Source organism: Alcanivorax xiamenensis (genome assembly GCF_009846745.1).
GTDB classification, from domain to species: domain Bacteria; phylum Pseudomonadota; class Gammaproteobacteria; order Pseudomonadales; family Alcanivoracaceae; genus Alloalcanivorax; species Alloalcanivorax xiamenensis.
This window is the reverse complement of record NZ_AQPF01000033.1, coordinates 26,114-43,202: the sequence shown is the minus strand read 5'-3', so window position 1 is coordinate 43,202 and position 17,089 is coordinate 26,114. Positions and strand designations below refer to the sequence as shown.

Genomic DNA, 17,089 nt, shown 5'->3' with positions numbered 1-17,089 from the left:
CCCGCCCGCGCGTTGCGCCACCCTTCAAGCGTGAGTATTATCGTTGGTCCACTGGCAGCCTCGGCTGCCGTTTTTATTTTCACGGACCCTAATATCATGAGCGAGCAGTTCCTGATTCCCACCTACGCGCGGCAGCCCGTCGCTTTCGTCCGCGGCGAGGGGGTATGGTTGTACGATGAGCAAGGCAAGGCATACCTGGACGCGGTGTCCGGTGTCGCCGTGTGTAATCTCGGTCACTGCCATCCGGCGGTGGTCCAGGCGATTCGCGAGCAAAGCGAACGCCTGATGCACACCTCCAACCTGTATCGTATTCCCGTTCAGGAACGACTGGCCGAACGACTGTGCCAACTGGCCGGCATGGACAAGGTGTTCTTCGGCAATTCCGGCGCCGAGGCCAACGAGGCGGCGATCAAGCTGGCACGGCTGCATGCCCGCCGCCGTGGTGTGGAAAAGCCGGTGGTGCTGGTGATGGAAGGCAGCTTCCATGGCCGCACCATGGCGACCCTGTCCGCCACCGCCAACCAGAAAGTTCAGGAAGGTTTCGGACCATTGCTGGAAGGCTTCCGCCGCCTGCCCTACGACGATCTTGACGCGGTCCGCGCGGCCGCCGATGACAATGTCGTGGCGGTGCTGGTGGAACCGGTTCAGGGCGAGGGTGGCGTCAACGCCGCCAGCCCCGGTTATCTGCAGGGGCTGCGCGAGCTTTGCGATCAACACGGCTGGCTGTTGATGCTGGACGAAATCCAGACCGGCAACGGCCGTACCGGCACCTATTTCGCCTGCCAGGCGGAGCGGATCCGTCCCGATGTTCTGACCACCGCCAAGGGTCTGGGTAACGGCTTCCCGATTGGCGCCTGTCTGGTCAGCGGCGCGGCCAGCGATCTGTTCGGCCCCGGCAATCACGGCAGCACCTTCGGCGGTAATCCGCTCGGCTGTGCGGTGGCACTGGCTGTCATCGATACGTTACAGAGCGGCGTGCTGGAGCAGGTCCGCGACAAGGGCGAGACACTGCGTGCCCGGCTGCGCGAGGCACTGTCCGGTCTGTCCCTGGTCCAGGAAGTCCGTGGCCAGGGGATGATGGTGGGGATTCAACTGGATCGTCCCTGCGGCGAGCTGGTGGACCGGGCCCGCGAAGCGGGACTGTTGATCAACGTGACCGCCGGTTCGGTGATCCGCCTGCTGCCGCCACTGATTATGAGCAACGCGGAGCGCGACCAACTGGTGGACACCCTGAGCACCGTGCTGCAACGCTACGCCAATGAGCAGGAGGCCCCATGACCCGCCATTTCCTGACTTTGCTGGACCTGACCCCGGAAGAACTGGGCTACCTGATCCAACGGGCGGTGGAACTGAAAACCATGCAGCGCACCGGCCAGTTTCATGAGCCGTTGCGCGGCAAGACCCTGGGCATGATCTTCGACAAGTCCTCCACCCGTACCCGGGTGTCCTTCGAAGTGGCCATGACCCAGTTCGGCGGCGCCAGTATTTTCCTGTCCTCCCGCGATACCCAGTTGGGCCGCGGCGAGCCGGTGGAGGATTCCGCCCGGGTGCTGTCGCGCATGGTCGACGCGGTGATGATCCGTACTTTTGATCACGGCACCGTGGAAACCTTCGCGCGGCATTCCCGGGTACCGGTGATCAACGCCCTCACCGATGATTTCCATCCCTGCCAGTTGCTCGCCGACATGCAGACCTACACCGAGCACCGTGGCGAAATCAAAGGCTGCAAGGTGGTCTGGGTCGGCGACGGCAACAACATGTGCAACAGCTACATCAACGCCGCCCGCCAGTTCGATTTCCAACTGGTGGTGGCCTGCCCGGAAGGCTTCGAGCCCGACGCCACCTTGATGGCGGACAACGCCGATCGGGTGTCGGTGGTGCGTGACCCCCGCCAAGCGGTGGCCGGCGCCCACCTGGTCACCACCGACGTCTGGGCCTCCATGGGCCAGGAGCAGGAACAACAGGAACGGGCCCGGCATTTCGCCCCTTATCAGGTGAACCCGGCACTGATGGACCTGGCCGACGAGCGGGCGCTGTTCATGCACTGCCTGCCCGCCCATCGCGGCGAGGAAGTCAGCCATGACATGCTCGACGACCCGCGCTCGGTGGTCTGGGACGAAGCGGAAAACCGTCTGCACGCGCAGAAGGCGCTGTTGGAGTTTCTGCTGCACGGCCAGCACTGACGAATTGAGGCTGGAGAACCACCGGTGTCCCGTAATTCGCTGGCACGCTCATACGCAACACGCTTGCACGCCATGCCCAAAGCCTGACGCCAGCCTGGGAGACATGAATTCACGCTGTATGCGCTCGCGGCAATGGAGCCCCCATGTCACAGCCCTTGCTGACCGTTACCGACCTGGCCTGCCAGTACGGTGAATACCGCGCCGTGAACGGCGTCAGTTTCACCCTGGAGGAAGGCCGGATCGCTTGTCTTCTGGGCCCCAGCGGCTGCGGCAAGACCACCACCCTGAGAGCGGTGGCCGGGCTGGAACCGATCCAGGCCGGCCATATCCATATCGGCGGCGAGGAAGTGGCCCGCCCGGGCTACCAACTGGCCCCGGAACGCCGGCGGCTCGGCATGGTGTTCCAGGAACACGCCTTGTTCCCGCATCTGACGGTGGCCGAGAACGTGGCTTTCGCGCTGCGTCGGGAGTCCCCCGCGCAGCGCCACGAGCGGGTCACCCAGTGTCTGCGCCGGGTGCGCCTGGAAGGGCTGGATCAACGCTACCCCCACGAGCTCTCCGGCGGCCAGCAACAACGCGTGGCGCTGGCACGCTCACTGGCTCCGCGCCCGCGCCTGTTATTGCTGGACGAACCTTTCGCCAGTCTCGATCTGGATCTGCGCCGGGCGCTGGCCGAGGAACTGGGCGATATCCTGCGCCAGGAGCAGGTGGCGGCACTGATGGTCACCCACGATCAGGAAGAGGCTTTTCTGCTGGCCGACCAGGTCGGCGTCATGCGCGCCGGCACCCTGGCCCAGTGGGACAGCCCACACCGCATCTATCACGCTCCGAGCAGTCGTTTCGTGGCGGAATTCGCCGGCTACGGTACTTTCCTGCGCGGCACCGTCACCGCCACGAGCGCGGTCAACACGGTACTGGGGGAACTGCGCGGCGGCCCCCTCCCCTGGCCCGCGGGCACCGAGGTGGACGTGCTGCTGCGGCCGGACGATCTGTTGCCGGATCCTCAGGGTACGCCTCTGATCGTGGAGAAGAGCCTGTTTACCGGCCCCACGATATTGCACCGGTTACGGCTGCCGGATGGCGGCACCTTGTTGTGCCAGACCAGCGGCCGCCGCCCACCGGCCCGGCCCGGCGAAACCCTGTCGGTGACCATGGCGCCGGAACAACTGGTGACGTTTCCTTTGCGGGAAGACGGCTAGGGCCTGGCGGTGCCGGACCGGCAGTCCCTGGCGACATGAATGTGCGTTTTATTCGCGGCCAAGGCCGCTTCCCACAGCTTACACGGGGGCTACCACGTCGCTGTGGGAAGCGAGCCTGCTCGCGAATAGCGTGTCAGCGAGCCGGTACGAGGCAGGCCTGACGCTCCGCTCTCATCCGGTACGCACCTGATTACGGCCATGGCTCTTGGCCAGATAGAGGCCGTGATCGGCGCGGGCCAGCAAGGCCTCCACGGTTTCCCCCGGCTGATAACCGGCGACTCCGGCGGACAACGTCACCGTGGCCGGCCCGCCCATATGGTCGAAACCGGCGTTGGCCCACTGCTGGCGCAGGCGTTCCACCACGCGCAGGGCACCGGCCTCGTTACTTTGCGGCAGCACCATCAGGAACTCCTCGCCGCCGAGCCGAGCCAGGTAATCCCCTTCGCGTAACAAAGCGGCGGCGTGGTCGGCAAAGGCGCGCAGTACCTGGTCGCCCCACTGATGGCCGTAGCGGTCGTTGATCGCCTTGAAGTGATCCATGTCCAGATAGCAGACCGCGAACGGGTAATGATACCGGTCCGCCAGGCTCTTCTGATAATTCAGCACCTCGACGATGTGACGGCGGTTGAACAGCCCGGTCAGATCGTCGCGGATCGCCAGTTCCCGGCTTTGCCGTACCATTCGCGCCAGTTCCCGGTTATGCCGGCCGAGGGTCCGGCGCAGCGCGTTGACGCCGCCTCCGGTGATGGTGAAGCAACCGCTCACCGCCACGAAAGCCAGCCACTGCAGCAGCGCCGACCCCAGCTCCAGTTGCTCATCCCGGTGCTGATACAGACCCAGCAGCGCCAACCCGTAAGCGGCGCAGACCACCGCGGAGAGCAATCCCAGCGACCTTGGCTCCAACCGGAACGACAACAGCAACAGCAGCGGAAAGTACAGCAACATCACGGCGAGGCGCCCGTCCGCGGTATGGACCGCTGTCAGTAACAGCATGGCGGCCAGGGTGATGCCGGACGGAAACGACAGCGTCGGCTCCCGCCAGGCCCGGGTCAGACCGCGCTCGATCATCGCCAGGTACGGCAGCATCAGGCTCCACAGCAACACCAACGCCCACGCCAGCGCCTCCCCGTCAACACGGTTATGTCCCAGCTTCCACAGCACCAACGCCACCGCGGAGTAGAACAACGCCACCGCCACCACCGAGCGGCCGTGCACCCGAAGCAAGCGGCGCTCGTTCACGGTCAGACGCCCCAACGGCTGCCAGTCCGGCTTCATCAGGCTTCCTCCAGCAACCGGTCGCGGCCAGCCTGCTTGGCCTGGTACAGCAGCCGGTCGGCGCGGGCCAGCACCTGCTCCGCCTCTTCCCCGGCACTGGCCAGGACGAGGCCGGCGGAAGCGGTGACACTCAACCCCGGCTGGTCTTCGAAGCCTTCCTTGCGCAGTGCCACCAGAATCCGTTCCACCAGTTCCCGGGCCTGCTCCCGGTGATCAACCGGCAACATCAGCAGAAACTCCTCTCCCCCCATCCGCGCCGCCAGTGCTGGCGGTTGCAGGTGGCGACGCAGTAAATCGGCGAAGCGGATCAGGACACGGTCGCCGATCAGATGACCGTATTGGTCGTTAATGGTCTTGAAGTGATCCAGGTCGACAAACACCACCGCCAGCAAATAGGCGCCACGGCGGGCCTGGCCGCAGGCCTTGGTCAACAACTCCATGGCGTGGCGACGGCCGTACAGGCCGGTCAGTTCATCGCGGATCGCCAGATCGCGGATCTGCCGTGCCATTTGCTGCAAGGCCTCATTGCGGCCGTCGATACGACGGCGGATGCCGACGATCTCCAATGCCAATACCATCATCAGCACCACCGCCAGGGTGAACAGCAGCCAGTGCTGCCACTCCACCAGGGCGTTGAAGGCGCTCGGCTCGCGGCTTTGCAGCTCCAGCAGTACCAGGGCGTAACCACCCACGCCGAGCAACGCCAGACGCACCAGTTGCCAACGGCCGACACGGAATACTCCGATTTGCAGGACGGCGAGAAAGAACACCATGACCAGCAGGCGGTGGTCACTCAGAAACAGGGCGCTGATCAACAACGCCACCGTGCTCCATACCAACACCGGTTCGGTGAAACGGCGGGCGTCCCCGCCCTTTCTCAAGGTCAGGCAGGCCAGGCTCCAGACCACCAGGTGGCCGAACCAGAGCGCCAGGAAGGTGAGGAAGAAAGCCTCCGGGGACAGCGCGAAAAAACCCCATTGCAACGCCAGCCAGCACACCAGAGTATGGGCGCCCGCGCCCAGCAGCGCCGCCAGGGACAACCGCTGGAATTCCTGTTTGTCATATCCCCGCGAAATTCTTTGAGGCATGCGCCGGGTCCCCGAATGATGGCAGGCGGGGGCCTATGCACCACACGCCGAACGCTGTTCCGGGGCCGGATCCGGGGTTGCCGGAGCCACTCAGGGCGGTATCGGCAGCAGGTATCAGGCTATTTTCCTAGAACAGCCAGGAAATGATACTGAAAGCCGATGAGACGGCCCATGCCGCCTGTGTAAAAGAAAGTCACATCCCTGGGCAGTGCCGGATCAGCCGGCCCCCCTCACATCACCCGACGCACCGCTGCCCGCCAGCCCTGATAACGACGCTCGCGTTCGTCCTCCGCCAACGACGGCAGGAAGGAGCGCTCGCAACGCCAGTGGTCCCCCACATGCGCCAGATCGCTGTACCAGCCACAGCCGAGCCCGGCCAGATAGGCGGCACCCAATGCGGTAGTCTCGGTCACATCGGGACGGTCCACCTGAATCCCCAACACATCCGCCAGGGTCTGGCTGAGCCAGTTGTTGACCACCATGCCACCGTCCACCCGCAACGTGGTCGGCCGCCGCCGGCAGTCCGCCGCCATTGCCTCCAGCAGATCCCGGGACTGATAGCAGACCGCTTCCAGACCGGCGGTGACCACCTCGGCAATGCCGGTGTCCCGGGTCAGCCCCAACAAGGCACCACGCGCATGGGGGTCCCACCAAGGCGCCCCCAACCCGGTGAACGCCGGCACCAGGTAAACACCACGTGAGGAACCGGCCCGGCGCGCCAGGGCCTCGGTTTCGCTGGCGTGGGAAATAAGATTGAGACCATCACGGAGCCATTGGATGGCGGCGCCGGCGACGAAGATGGAGCCTTCCAGCGCATAGCTGGTTTCGCCGCCAAGGCGGTAGCCCACCGTGGTCAGCAGACGGTTTTCCGAGGTCACCGCGGCGCCGGTGTTCATGATCATGAAGCAGCCGGTACCGTAAGTGCTCTTGACCATGCCGGGCTGGAAACAGGCCTGCCCCACCAGTGCCGCCTGTTGGTCGCCGGCGATTCCCGCCACCGTCACCGGCGCTCCCAGCAACTCCGGTGCGGTGGTGCCGAAATCACCGGCACTGTCGCGCACCTCCGGCAGCAGGGCGGCGGGGATGTCGAACAGGCGCAGCAGGGTGTCGTCCCAGCGTTGCTCATGGATATTGAACAGCAGTGTGCGAGACGCATTGGTGGCGTCGGTGGCGTGCACCTTGCCACGGGTGAGTTTCCACAACAGCCAGCAATCGATGGTGCCGAAGGCCAGATCGCCGGCCTCGGCCCGCGCCCGTGTCCCTTCCACGGTATCCAGCAGCCAGGCCAGCTTGGTGGCGGAGAAGTACGGATCCAGTAACAGGCCGGTACGCTCACGCACGGTGTCCTCATGCCCCTGATCCTTCAACTGCTGGCACAAGGCGGCGGTACGACGATCCTGCCAGACGATCGCCGGCGCCACTGGTTCGCCGGTGGCGCGGTCCCACAGCACCGTGGTCTCGCGCTGGTTGGTGATACCGATGGCCGCCAGTTGCGCCGCCTCCACCGCCGCGTTGCGCAGCGCCTGCCGACACAATGCCAGCACGTCATTCCAGATTTCCTGCGCGTCGTGCTCGACCCAGCCGTCCTGGGGGAAATGCTGCTTGAATTCCTTTTGCGCCTGCCCCACCGAGGTCCCATCGCGATCAAACACAATGGCGCGGGAACTGGTGGTGCCCTGGTCGATGGCGAGGATATACATGAGAACCCCGGAAATCAGTTGACAGTTGATAGCGGAAAAACAAAAGCAGGTGATCTTTAGCCGCTGTGTGAGCTTGCTTGCAAGCGAATGGGGTTCGCTCAAGCGTTTAGCGATATTCGCTTGCAAGCAAGCTTCCCACAGCAGTTCAGTCCCTTGTTTTTGCTGTTAACTATTCACTATTCACTGTTAATTGCCTTTATTGCCTTCCCAGCACATGCTGGCGCTGCTGTTCGCGGGGCAGGATAACCCGGAAACGGGCGCCACCCCAGTCGCTTTCCAGCACCCTGATCTCGCCGCCGTGCCAGTCGACAATGCGTTTGACGATGGATAGCCCCAGGCCGTAGCCGCCGCTGGCGCGGTGGCGGGACTGGTCCAGGCGGGCAAAGGGCTTGAACACCCGCTCGCGCTGATGCTCGGGGATCCCGGAACCGTCGTCGTCCACGTCCAGAACCACCCGTTCGGCCTCGTCTTCCAGGCGAATGGTCATGCGAACCCGCGCCTGCGCGTAGCGCAGCGCGTTGGTGACCAGATTCTGCAGGACACGATGCAAGTAGCGGGGGTCTCCGTCCACGGCCAGAACGCGGTCCCCCTCCACCTCGATCACGATGTCCCCACGAATCGTGTCCAGTTCCCCTTTCAATTGCTCGCACACTTCCACCAGATACACCGGCTGGAAATCGATGGTCGGCGTGCCCTGTTCCAACCGCGCATAGGTGAGAATCTCGTCGATCAACTGATCCAACTGATCGATATCCCGGTCCAGAGCGTCCAGCCTTTCCCGGCGGGCCTCGGCGGATTCACTGTCGGCCAGCATTTCCAACCCGAAACGCAGGCGCGCCACCGGAGTGCGCAGTTCGTGGGAGACCGCCCGGGTCATTTCCCGCTGGGCATGGATCAGACGGCGGATATGAGCGGTCATACCGTTGAAGGTAGCGGCCAGTTGGCCAATGGAATCGCCGCCACGAACATCGGCATGGGCGGTGAGATCACCGCCGCCGAGACGTTTCACCGCGCGCTCGAGATGGCGCAGGCGAGTCTGCAGCGGCCGGACCTGAAGATAGGTGGACAGTGCCACCAGGCACAGGGCCAACAGGCTGGCGACCACCAACAGTTCCCACGGAAAGGGGTCGAACAGGGTCATCGGCCCGAGCACCAACACCCGATGATCCCGGGGGATGGGCACGTACAGGTAGAGGGTGGCGTCCCGGCGGGTGCTGTCGGTGAGCAACAGCACCATCTCATTGCGATCAAGGCGCTGATACTGTTCCTCGTCCAGACCGACCTCACCCCACTCCGCCAGGGACAGCGGAAACCCGAAGTACGGCACCAGCCGGGCCAGGGACTGGGCCCGCTGCTCCGGCGTCACCGCCTTGAGGCGGTCCAGGATCAGGCCGGCGGTGGCGCGCGCCTGCTGCTCTGAGAGGCGTTCGAGACTGGTCACCAGATAGTCGTCACCGCCGGGAACGTGATACAGGACGGTGATCCGCTCGGACTCCGGGTGTTCGCGGATCACCACCCGGCCTTCGTCCAGATGCAGCCGCTCCCGATAGGTCAGACTGAGATCCGCTCCCGGGTGAATCCGCAGGGACGCGCCGAGCCGGCGGCTCATCTCCCGCAACCACTCGGCGCGGTCGGCCCCGGATTGCTCACGCAGCCCTTCCCCGAGCAGGAAGAAAGTCCCTTCCGCCATGCGCTCGCGATACTGGCCGGCGCGATACTGGTTGATCAGGTCAACGCCAACATAAGTGGCCACGCCGATGATCAGCAGAGCCACCAGGATACCGCCGTAGATGCGCACGAAAATGCTGTTCAAGAAGCCTCTCCGGTTTACCCGGGCAAATGGCGCCGACAACCGTGCCCGCACCGCCGGCGCTGGTCATGGCGCGGCGGGAAAGCGGGCGCGGTGTCTTCAACCGGCACTCATTTCCTTGACGAACAGGTACCCTTTGGAACGCACCGTCTTGATACGTTTGGGGTTTTCCGGGTCGTCGCCGACTTTCGGGCGGATCCGGGAAATGCGCACGTCGATGGAACGGTCCTGGCCGTCGTACTGGATGCCGCGAAGCTTCTCGAAGATGGTCTCCCGGGACAGCACCGTGCCGGCGTTGGAGGCCAGCAGCCAGAGCAGATCGTATTCGGCGCTGGTGAGATCCACGGATTCACCGCGCAGCGTCACTTCGCGGGCGGCGTTGTCGATCACCAGAGCGCCGAACTCAAGGCGGGCCGGCGAGTTGTCGCGCTCGTTGTCGGTTTCCACCCGCCGCAGCAGGGCGCGGATCCGCGCCAGCAATACCCGCGGTTTGACCGGTTTGGCGACGTAATCGTCGGCGCCCATCTCCAGCCCCAGCACCTGATCCATGTCGTCGGTGCGGGCGGTCAGCATCAGGATCGGCTTTTTGTACGTCCCCCTTACTTCCCGGCACACCGTCAGCCCATCCGCCCCGGGCAGCATCAAATCCAGTACCACCAGATCCGGTTGCTCGGCGCGGATCCGGCGGATCGCGTCTTCCCCATCGCGCACCACGGTAACGGCGAGGCCGTTGGATTCCAGGTATTCTCGGGTCAGGTCGGCGAGGCGGTCATCGTCCTCGACGATCATGATGGTCGGCGGGTTATCCTGCACGGTTGTCATCCCGTCGTTGTCCTTATCCGTTTCTGTTCACAAGGGACCGGGTTACCCCGGTATAAGCTGCCCCACCCCCAATGGCGTGGCGATATTCTTCTTTTAGCGCATACACCCCGGCGGCGGCAACCACGGCGATGTCGGCAAGATGACACAATATATGGGATAGCGGCGCTTTACCGCCAGTGTCATTTCCGGCGCTGGAAAAGACTCACAGAAGTTCACACATTATCCACAGGATTTCCCCAGGCCGGCATCTTGCAAATCCGCTCGCTCGACTATAACTTGTACCCAACAGGAAACACCAACCCAATATATTGGGTTTTGTAAAATGCCACGGCCTCTGTCATTTGGAGGTGGCTGAAGACAGCCGAAGCCCGTGGCGGGCCGGCGCCACGGGGCCGGCGGCACCTCCTCCCGCTGGGTACCCGCCCTTTTCGGGCACACAAGATATAGTGGTATCCAGGCACCATGGGCGCGGTCCGGATCCACCGGAACGTCCCGGGAAAGACGGTGAACGTGGCGCCAGGGCCGCGGCAAGCCCCGAGCAAGCAGACGGAACACGAATCAGGACACCCTGTCAGCGCCGTGACAGCGCCGCCCCGGCCAGCCGGGCCGGAACACCATACAGCATCGCACCACACTTTTACGGAGAGGGCATCATGCAAACGGAGATGAATCGCGAATCGCAACCCGACGACCGCGATGCGATCGACATCGAGGACGCGGGCGTATCCACCACCGCCCCGGGCCAGCTGCGCGTGATCAAACGCAACGGCAAGGTGGTTTCCTACGATGACGACAAAATCACCGTCGCCATTACCAAGGCGTTCCTGGCCGTGGAGGGTGGCACCGCCGCGGCCTCCTCGCGCATCCATGACACCGTCGCCCGGCTCACCGAGCAGGTCAGCGCCACCTTCAAGCGCCGCATGCCCTCCGGAGGCACCATCCACATCGAGGAAATCCAGGATCAGGTGGAGCTGGCGCTGATGCGCGGCGGCGAACACAAAGTGGCCCGGGATTACGTTCTCTACCGCGAGCAACAGGCCCGCAAACGCGCCGAGCGCGACAGCCAGTTCCCCGAGCCCACCCACCAGGTGGATCTGGCCGTGACCATGGAAGACGGCAGCCGCGCGCCGCTGGACATGGGCCGCCTGGAGCACCTGATCCGCGAGGCCTGCCGCGGTCTGGATTACGTGGACGCCGACAAGATCATCGCCGAGACCGTCAAGAACCTGTACGACGGCGTCTCCATCAAGGACGTGAACACCTCCATGGTGATCACCGCCCGCACTCTGATCGAGGTGGAACCGAACTACTCCCTGGTCACCGCCCGCCTGCTGCTGGACAAGATCCGCGCCGAGGCACTGCAATACCTGGGCGTCGGCGAGCGCGCCAACCAGGAAGAGATGGAAGCGCTGTACGGCCGCACCTTCGCCACCTACGTGGAAAAGGGCATCCAGTTCGAGTTGCTGAACCCGGAACTGGCCGACTTCGATCTGGAAAAACTGGGCGCCGCACTCAAGGGCGAACGCGATCTGCAGTTCTCCTATCTGGGCCTGCAGACCCTGTACGACCGTTATTTCATCCATCATGACGACACCCGCATCGAGTTGCCGCAGTGCTTCTTCATGCGTGTCGCCATGGGCCTGGCACTGCGCGAGGACAACCGCGAAGAGCGCGCCATCGAGTTCTACAATCTGCTGTCCAGCTTCGATTACATGAGCTCCACGCCGACCCTGTTCAACGCCGGCACCCTGCGTCCACAGCTCTCCAGCTGCTACCTGACCACGGTGCCCGATGATTTGTCCGGCATTTACAGCGCCATCCACGACAACGCCATGCTGAGCAAATTCGCCGGCGGCCTGGGTAACGACTGGACCCCGGTACGGGCGCTGGGCTCCTACATCAAGGGCACCAATGGCAAATCCCAGGGCGTGGTGCCGTTCCTGAAAGTGGTCAACGACACCGCGGTGGCGGTGAACCAGGGCGGCAAGCGCAAGGGCGCGGTCTGCGCTTACCTGGAAACCTGGCACATGGACATCGAGGAATTCCTCGAGCTGCGCAAGAACACCGGTGACGACCGTCGCCGTACCCACGACATGAACTCCGCCAACTGGATTCCGGATCTGTTCATGAAGCGGGTGGTGAACGAACAGGAGTGGACCCTGTTCAGCCCCAACGACGCGCCGGATCTGCATGATCTCTACGGTGAAGCGTTCGAGCAACGCTACAACGAATACGAGGAAATGACCCGTGACGGCCGCATCAAACATTACAAGCGTCTGCCGGCCATCAACCTGTGGCGCAAGATGCTCTCCATGCTGTTCGAGACCGGCCACCCCTGGTTCACCTTCAAGGATCCGTGCAACCTGCGCAGTCCGCAGCAGCACGTGGGCGTGGTGCACTCCTCCAACCTGTGCACCGAGATCACCCTGAACACCAACCGCGAGGAAATCGCGGTGTGCAACCTGGGTTCCGTGAACCTGGCCCAGCACATTGTCGACGGCGCCCTGGATCGCGAGAAGCTGGAACGCACCGTCAACACCGCCGTGCGCATGCTCGATAACGTGATCGACATCAACTACTACAGCGTGCCGCAGGCGGAGAACTCCAACCTGAAGCACCGTCCGGTGGGCCTGGGCATCATGGGCTTCCAGGACGCGCTGTATAAGCAAGGCATCAGCTACGCTTCCGCCGACGCGGTGGCGTTCGCCGACCAGTCCATGGAAGCGGTCAGCTACTACGCGATCCAGGCTTCCGCCGATCTGGCCGAGGAACGCGGCGCCTACCAGACCTTTGACGGTTCCCTGTGGAGCCAGGGCGTGCTGCCGATCGACTCCATCGACATCCTGGTGAAACAGCGTGGCGAGGACTACTGCAAGGTGGATCGCAGCCAGACCCTGGATTGGGACAGTGTGCGCGAAAGAGCGCGCAAGGGCATGCGTAACTCCAACGTGATGGCGATCGCGCCCACCGCCACCATCGCCAATATCACCGGCGTATCCCAGTCCATCGAGCCCACGTACCAGAACCTGTACGTGAAATCGAACCTGTCCGGCGAGTTCACCGTGGTCAACCCTTACCTGGTGAACGCGCTCAAGGAACGGGGTCTGTGGGACAACGTGATGGTCAACGACCTCAAGTACTACGACGGCTCCGTACAACCGATCGAACGGGTGCCGGCGGATCTGAAGGAGCGCTTCCGCACCGCCTTCGAGGTGGAGCCGCGCTGGCTGGTGGAGTCCGCCAGCCGCCGCCAGAAGTGGATCGATCAGGCCCAGTCCCTGAACCTGTACATCGCCGAGGCCAACGGTAAGAAGTTGGATGTGACTTACAAAATGGCGTGGCTGCTGGGTCTGAAAACCACCTATTACCTGCGCGCCATCGGCGCCACCCAGACCGAGAAGTCCACGGTCAACGACAACAAGCTCAACCGGGTATCCGCCGTGGCGGAAGAGCCGGCCCAGTTCGACAAGGCGGCGGATGTGCCGCAGGCCTGCTCCATCGACGACCCGGACTGCGAGGCGTGCCAGTAAAGACGCCGGACGCTTGACGCCCGACGCGAGACGCCAACCCCGCTTTTCTTAAGCGTCCGGCGTCAGGCGTCCAGCGTCAGGCCATTTAAGAAATGCACCACCGGTGACGCCAGGACGTCACTCTGAAAGAATGGAGAGAATCATGCTGAGCTGGGACGATTTTGATGCGCAAGAGACGCCCGCCAACAAGCAGCCCGGCGTCGCACAGCCGACGCCGCCGCAATCTGAGCCGGTACCTGAGAAAGCGGCATCTGCACCTCAAGCACCGGCAACGGGAAGTGCAGCGGATGCTGAGCCTCAACAAGACCTGCCAGGAAACGCTGCTGGCGCCGCCGACGGAAGCACCGGAGAACGCGCCCTGACCGACGCCGTGGCCCGCGCTCAACAGACCGTGGCGCAGATGGACGTGGCCGAGGGCGTGGCGGAACTGGAAGGCACCGCCGGCCGCGTGCAGGTGGACGACAAACGCATGATCAACTGTCGCGCCGACCTCAACCAACTGGTCCCCTTCAAGTACGACTGGGCCTGGCAAAAATACCTGGATGGCTGTGCCAACCACTGGATGCCCCAGGAAATCAACATGAACGCCGACCTGGCGCTGTGGAAGCGTGGCGACGGTCTGACCGAGGACGAGCGCCGCATCATCAAGCGCAATCTCGGCTTCTTCTCCACCGCCGATTCCCTGGTGGCGAACAATCTGGTACTGGCCATCTACCGGCTGATCACCAATCCAGAGTGCCGCCAGTACATTCTGCGTCAGTCCTTCGAGGAAGCGATTCACACCCATGCCTACCAGTACTGCATCGAGTCCCTGGGCATGGATGAAGGCGAGATCTTCAACATGTACCGGGAAATCCCCTCCGTGGCCAAAAAGGCTCAATGGGGCATCCAGTACACCCGCGAGCTGTCCGACCCGGAATTCAAGACCGGCACGCCGGAAACCGACAAGGCGCTACTGCAGAACCTGATCGCGTTCTATTGCGTACTGGAAGGCATCTTCTTCTACTGCGGTTTCACCCAGATTCTGTCCATGGGTCGCCGCAACAAGATGACCGGCGTGGCCGAACAGTTCCAATACATCCTGCGTGACGAGTCCATGCACGTGAACTTCGGCGTCGACGTGATCAACCAGATCAAGCTGGAAAACCCGCACCTGTGGGACCAGGCCATGCGTGACAAGGCCACCCAGATGATCCTGGAAGGCACCGAGCTGGAGATTCAATACGCCCGCGACACCATGCCCCGTGGCGTGCTGGGCATGAACGCCGCGATGATGGAAGAGTACCTGCAGTTCATCGCCAACCGCCGTCTCACCCAGTTGGGTCTCCCCGAGCAGTTCAAGGGCGTCAGCAACCCCTTCCCCTGGATGAGCGAGATCATGGACCTGCGGAAAGAGAAGAACTTCTTCGAAACCCGGGTCACCGAATATCAGGTCGGTGGAGCGCTGAGCTGGGATTGATACAGAACACAAAGGGCGCTTCGGCGCCCTTTTCTTATGAAATTAAAACAGAAACCGTACTTATGTATTGATGGCCGTGGGACTCTCCTGCACCATCAAAACACCTCAAGAGTGGCCTTACCGCGCCCCCGTCAGTTCAACTTTCCAGCGCCAGGGCTGGCCCAAGGAATTCATAGTGACACTGACTTTCCGGTATACGGATTTCTTTAAGACACCCTTTATCCTTGACTCATCCAGCTTGTCAATGAAGCGGGCATACATCAGGATTCCGCTGGCCAACGCACGAGATTGCTGGCCGCTGGCCTGATGTGCCTGATTAAACAAAGGCCGTACACCCGGGTTCTCCCCTGCAGGGTTTGATAAAATGATCGTTGAGCGCCTCGCCACCCGTTTCCAACAACGGAACTGTCGCCTTGATGATCGCGATCTGGTCTTCGGTCAACATGATTAACGGCTCCGTTTCTTTGCCAGCAAAGTCCAGGTCGCACCAGCCATATCCACCACGGCGAACAGCAGGATGGCAACTTGCGCTTCTCCCTTTACCCACAGCGCGATGAAGACCAGCGCAGCAAAGTAGCGTTGAGCCACGGTAACCGGGTACAGCCGCTCCAATGCATACCTGGCGATACTGAACTGGAAGACCCCGATGATAAACGCCAGCAGGCCAATCACCCTGGCCATCCAGAAGTGGCCGCCATGGCTCAGGCCGAAAAGGTCGAGCAACCGTTCCGGCGCGATCATCAGGCCAACCCCAGGAATCAACATCATATACAGCCCAAACGCCGTTAAGCTGATTGGTGCGGAATTCATGTTTCTCACCTTTTCACCAAGTGGTTCATTGCTCATGCCGAAACACCATGCCTTTCGCCAATTCGGCCACTATCTCCGAGGCCGGCTTGATATCGTGGATACGCCCCACCTGCTCCCCAGCGTAAATGGCGGTGGCATCGATCAGGCTCTCTTGCTGACCTCGCCCCAACATCGCTGGTGAAAAGAACGGCACACTTGGTTTTTGTATCGAAGAGATCCTCGATTTCATGGGCACCAGCTTACGGGTAAAGGAAAAACTCGTATTCAACATTTTCAGCCACCCGGGAATGCTGCCGTTTTCCCGACACCAGCGCTCAGTGGCCTTGTTCGGCACCACCCTATGCAGGTCAGGCCAGCCGAAACCGAACAGGTGCGTCAGTATGGTGTTATCCGCGGCCAGTAACGCTTCGCGGTAGGCATCGTGAATATGGCTTTCCGGGGTGAGCAGAAAACGGGTTCCGGTACAGACTCCGTGCGCTCCCAATCCCACGACGCGCGCCGCATCTTCAGCCGCATAGATACCACCGGCAGCAAACACCGGCAGCGTCGAGGTGAGTTCCACCACCTCGGGGAGCAGCACGTCGAGCCGTTTTTCCGCCCGGACATGCCCTCCAGCCTCCACACCCTGGACAATGATGCCGTCTACTCCCGCATCAATCGCCTTACGTGCTTCCACAACAGACCCCACCTGCTGAAAAACAAATACACCATGTTTGCGTAACTGCCGGATCTCCCGCTTCCCATCACCCCAGAACAGGGTAACAATGGGCACCTGCTGACGAATCACCACATCAAGATGTTTCACCCGGGTGTACGGCAACAACAGGTTGACACTGATCGGGTTGCCCTTGGCGCGGGCACGGGTGCGCTCAATCATCTCTTCCCAGACCGACACATCATGCAGCCCCAGCGTGCCAATCCCGCCAGCGGCGGATACTGCCCCGGCCAGAGCCGGGCCAGAAGCACTGGTCATACCGGCTTGCATGACGGGGTGACGCACCCCTAAAGCCCCCAGCTTCGCCAACGCCTCGATGTCACTGCCCGACAGGTGTTTCGAAGCGCGCGAGGGTGCGGTTATCGCATCACGGTTATCGTTCATTTTTTCCTCCAGTGCAGGTGCCGCCAGACAGACTCAAGGTGACTTCAAGCCATCAGATTTTCAGTAACAAAGTCCCAGCTAGCCAGTTTTCAATCAGTCCATTGAGGTTTACCA

General features: G+C 62.6%; 13 protein-coding genes. 5 read left to right on the top strand and 8 right to left on the bottom strand.

The genetic code is table 11. From position 1 onward, the window contains the following. Positions 1-96 precede the first annotated feature (96 nt). From A6D6_RS16135 to A6D6_RS16125, 3 genes are all read left to right on the top strand, one after another. Positions 97-1,278 (top strand): acetylornithine transaminase, encoded by a 1,182-nt coding sequence (locus tag A6D6_RS16135; RefSeq protein ID WP_133491284.1) that lies wholly within the window; start codon positions 97-99, stop codon positions 1,276-1,278. Further along, positions 1,275-2,183 carry an ornithine carbamoyltransferase gene (gene argF, locus A6D6_RS16130; protein WP_133491285.1) on the top strand — a complete coding sequence of 303 codons (909 nt, stop codon included), beginning with the start codon at positions 1,275-1,277 and terminating at the stop codon, positions 2,181-2,183. Before A6D6_RS16135 ends, argF begins: the two co-directional genes overlap by 4 nt. 143 nt (positions 2,184-2,326) lie before the next feature. Continuing rightward, positions 2,327-3,382 carry an ABC transporter ATP-binding protein gene (locus A6D6_RS16125; protein WP_133491286.1) on the top strand — a complete coding sequence of 352 codons (1,056 nt, stop codon included), beginning with the start codon at positions 2,327-2,329 and terminating at the stop codon, positions 3,380-3,382. A 171-nt stretch (positions 3,383-3,553) separates the two neighbouring features. Here the strand turns inward: A6D6_RS16125 and A6D6_RS16120 are convergent, their stop codons facing one another. The 5 genes from A6D6_RS16120 to A6D6_RS16100 all read right to left on the bottom strand — a co-directional run bounded on the left by A6D6_RS16120 (position 3,554) and on the right by A6D6_RS16100 (position 10,077). Next, on the bottom strand, positions 3,554-4,657 hold the full coding sequence (locus tag A6D6_RS16120) for a GGDEF domain-containing protein (RefSeq protein ID WP_159661284.1): 1,104 nt from the start codon (positions 4,655-4,657) through the stop codon (positions 3,554-3,556). Then, complete coding sequence (locus tag A6D6_RS16115; protein ID WP_133491288.1) at positions 4,657-5,745, bottom strand: GGDEF domain-containing protein; 1,089 nt, start codon at positions 5,743-5,745, stop codon at positions 4,657-4,659. Before A6D6_RS16115 ends, A6D6_RS16120 begins: the two co-directional genes overlap by 1 nt. A gap of 230 nt (positions 5,746-5,975) precedes the next feature. Continuing rightward, on the bottom strand, positions 5,976-7,445 hold the full coding sequence (glpK, locus tag A6D6_RS16110) for a glycerol kinase GlpK (RefSeq protein ID WP_133491289.1): 1,470 nt from the start codon (positions 7,443-7,445) through the stop codon (positions 5,976-5,978). A 196-nt stretch (positions 7,446-7,641) separates the two neighbouring features. Beyond that, positions 7,642-9,258: an ATP-binding protein gene (locus A6D6_RS16105; protein WP_133491290.1), complete on the bottom strand. Its 1,617-nt coding sequence runs from the start codon at positions 9,256-9,258 to the stop codon at positions 7,642-7,644. A 96-nt stretch (positions 9,259-9,354) separates the two neighbouring features. Beyond that, the gene (locus A6D6_RS16100) at positions 9,355-10,077 is read right to left on the bottom strand and encodes a response regulator (protein WP_133491291.1); all 723 of its coding nucleotides are present in this window, start codon (positions 10,075-10,077) and stop codon (positions 9,355-9,357) included. Between the two features lie 653 nt (positions 10,078-10,730). Between A6D6_RS16100 and A6D6_RS16095 the strand changes: the two genes are divergently transcribed. Together A6D6_RS16095 and A6D6_RS16090 are read left to right on the top strand one after the other, a co-directional pair. Further along, positions 10,731-13,607: a ribonucleoside-diphosphate reductase subunit alpha gene (locus A6D6_RS16095; RefSeq protein WP_133491292.1), complete on the top strand. Its 2,877-nt coding sequence runs from the start codon at positions 10,731-10,733 to the stop codon at positions 13,605-13,607. Positions 13,608-13,749: 142 nt separating this feature from the next. Then, positions 13,750-15,066 carry a ribonucleotide-diphosphate reductase subunit beta gene (locus A6D6_RS16090; RefSeq protein ID WP_159661283.1) on the top strand — a complete coding sequence of 439 codons (1,317 nt, stop codon included), beginning with the start codon at positions 13,750-13,752 and terminating at the stop codon, positions 15,064-15,066. Positions 15,067-15,382: 316 nt separating this feature from the next. Here the strand turns inward: A6D6_RS16090 and A6D6_RS22050 are convergent, their stop codons facing one another. Genes A6D6_RS22050 through A6D6_RS16080 form a run of 3 tightly spaced genes read right to left on the bottom strand, consistent with a single transcriptional unit; the run spans position 15,383 to position 16,975 of the window. Beyond that, on the bottom strand, positions 15,383-15,511 hold the full coding sequence (locus tag A6D6_RS22050) for a hypothetical protein (RefSeq protein ID WP_255461658.1): 129 nt from the start codon (positions 15,509-15,511) through the stop codon (positions 15,383-15,385). A gap of 2 nt (positions 15,512-15,513) precedes the next feature. Next, positions 15,514-15,912 (bottom strand): hypothetical protein, encoded by a 399-nt coding sequence (locus tag A6D6_RS16085; RefSeq protein ID WP_159661282.1) that lies wholly within the window; start codon positions 15,910-15,912, stop codon positions 15,514-15,516. Then, positions 15,902-16,975, bottom strand: coding sequence for an NAD(P)H-dependent flavin oxidoreductase (locus A6D6_RS16080; RefSeq protein ID WP_159661281.1), 1,074 nt, complete (start codon positions 16,973-16,975; stop codon positions 15,902-15,904). The genes A6D6_RS16085 and A6D6_RS16080 overlap by 11 nt, the downstream gene beginning before the upstream one ends. Positions 16,976-17,089: the final 114 nt, after the last annotated feature.

Excerpts from the sequence above, each read along its gene's own strand:
- A6D6_RS16135 (WP_133491284.1), top strand. The coding sequence starts at position 97 with ATGAGCGAGCAGTTCCTGATTCCCACCTACGCGCGGCAGCCCGTCGCT.
- argF (WP_133491285.1), top strand. The coding sequence starts at position 1,275 with ATGACCCGCCATTTCCTGACTTTGCTGGACCTGACCCCGGAAGAACTG.
- A6D6_RS16125 (WP_133491286.1), top strand. The coding sequence starts at position 2,327 with ATGTCACAGCCCTTGCTGACCGTTACCGACCTGGCCTGCCAGTACGGT.
- A6D6_RS16120 (WP_159661284.1), bottom strand. The coding sequence starts at position 4,657 with ATGAAGCCGGACTGGCAGCCGTTGGGGCGTCTGACCGTGAACGAGCGC.
- A6D6_RS16115 (WP_133491288.1), bottom strand. The coding sequence starts at position 5,745 with ATGCCTCAAAGAATTTCGCGGGGATATGACAAACAGGAATTCCAGCGG.
- glpK (WP_133491289.1), bottom strand. The coding sequence starts at position 7,445 with ATGTATATCCTCGCCATCGACCAGGGCACCACCAGTTCCCGCGCCATT.
- A6D6_RS16100 (WP_133491291.1), bottom strand. The coding sequence starts at position 10,077 with ATGACAACCGTGCAGGATAACCCGCCGACCATCATGATCGTCGAGGAC.
- A6D6_RS16095 (WP_133491292.1), top strand. The coding sequence starts at position 10,731 with ATGCAAACGGAGATGAATCGCGAATCGCAACCCGACGACCGCGATGCG.
- A6D6_RS16090 (WP_159661283.1), top strand. The coding sequence starts at position 13,750 with ATGCTGAGCTGGGACGATTTTGATGCGCAAGAGACGCCCGCCAACAAG.
- A6D6_RS22050 (WP_255461658.1), bottom strand. The coding sequence starts at position 15,511 with ATGTTGACCGAAGACCAGATCGCGATCATCAAGGCGACAGTTCCGTTG.
- A6D6_RS16085 (WP_159661282.1), bottom strand. The coding sequence starts at position 15,912 with ATGAGCAATGAACCACTTGGTGAAAAGGTGAGAAACATGAATTCCGCA.
- A6D6_RS16080 (WP_159661281.1), bottom strand. The coding sequence starts at position 16,975 with ATGAACGATAACCGTGATGCGATAACCGCACCCTCGCGCGCTTCGAAA.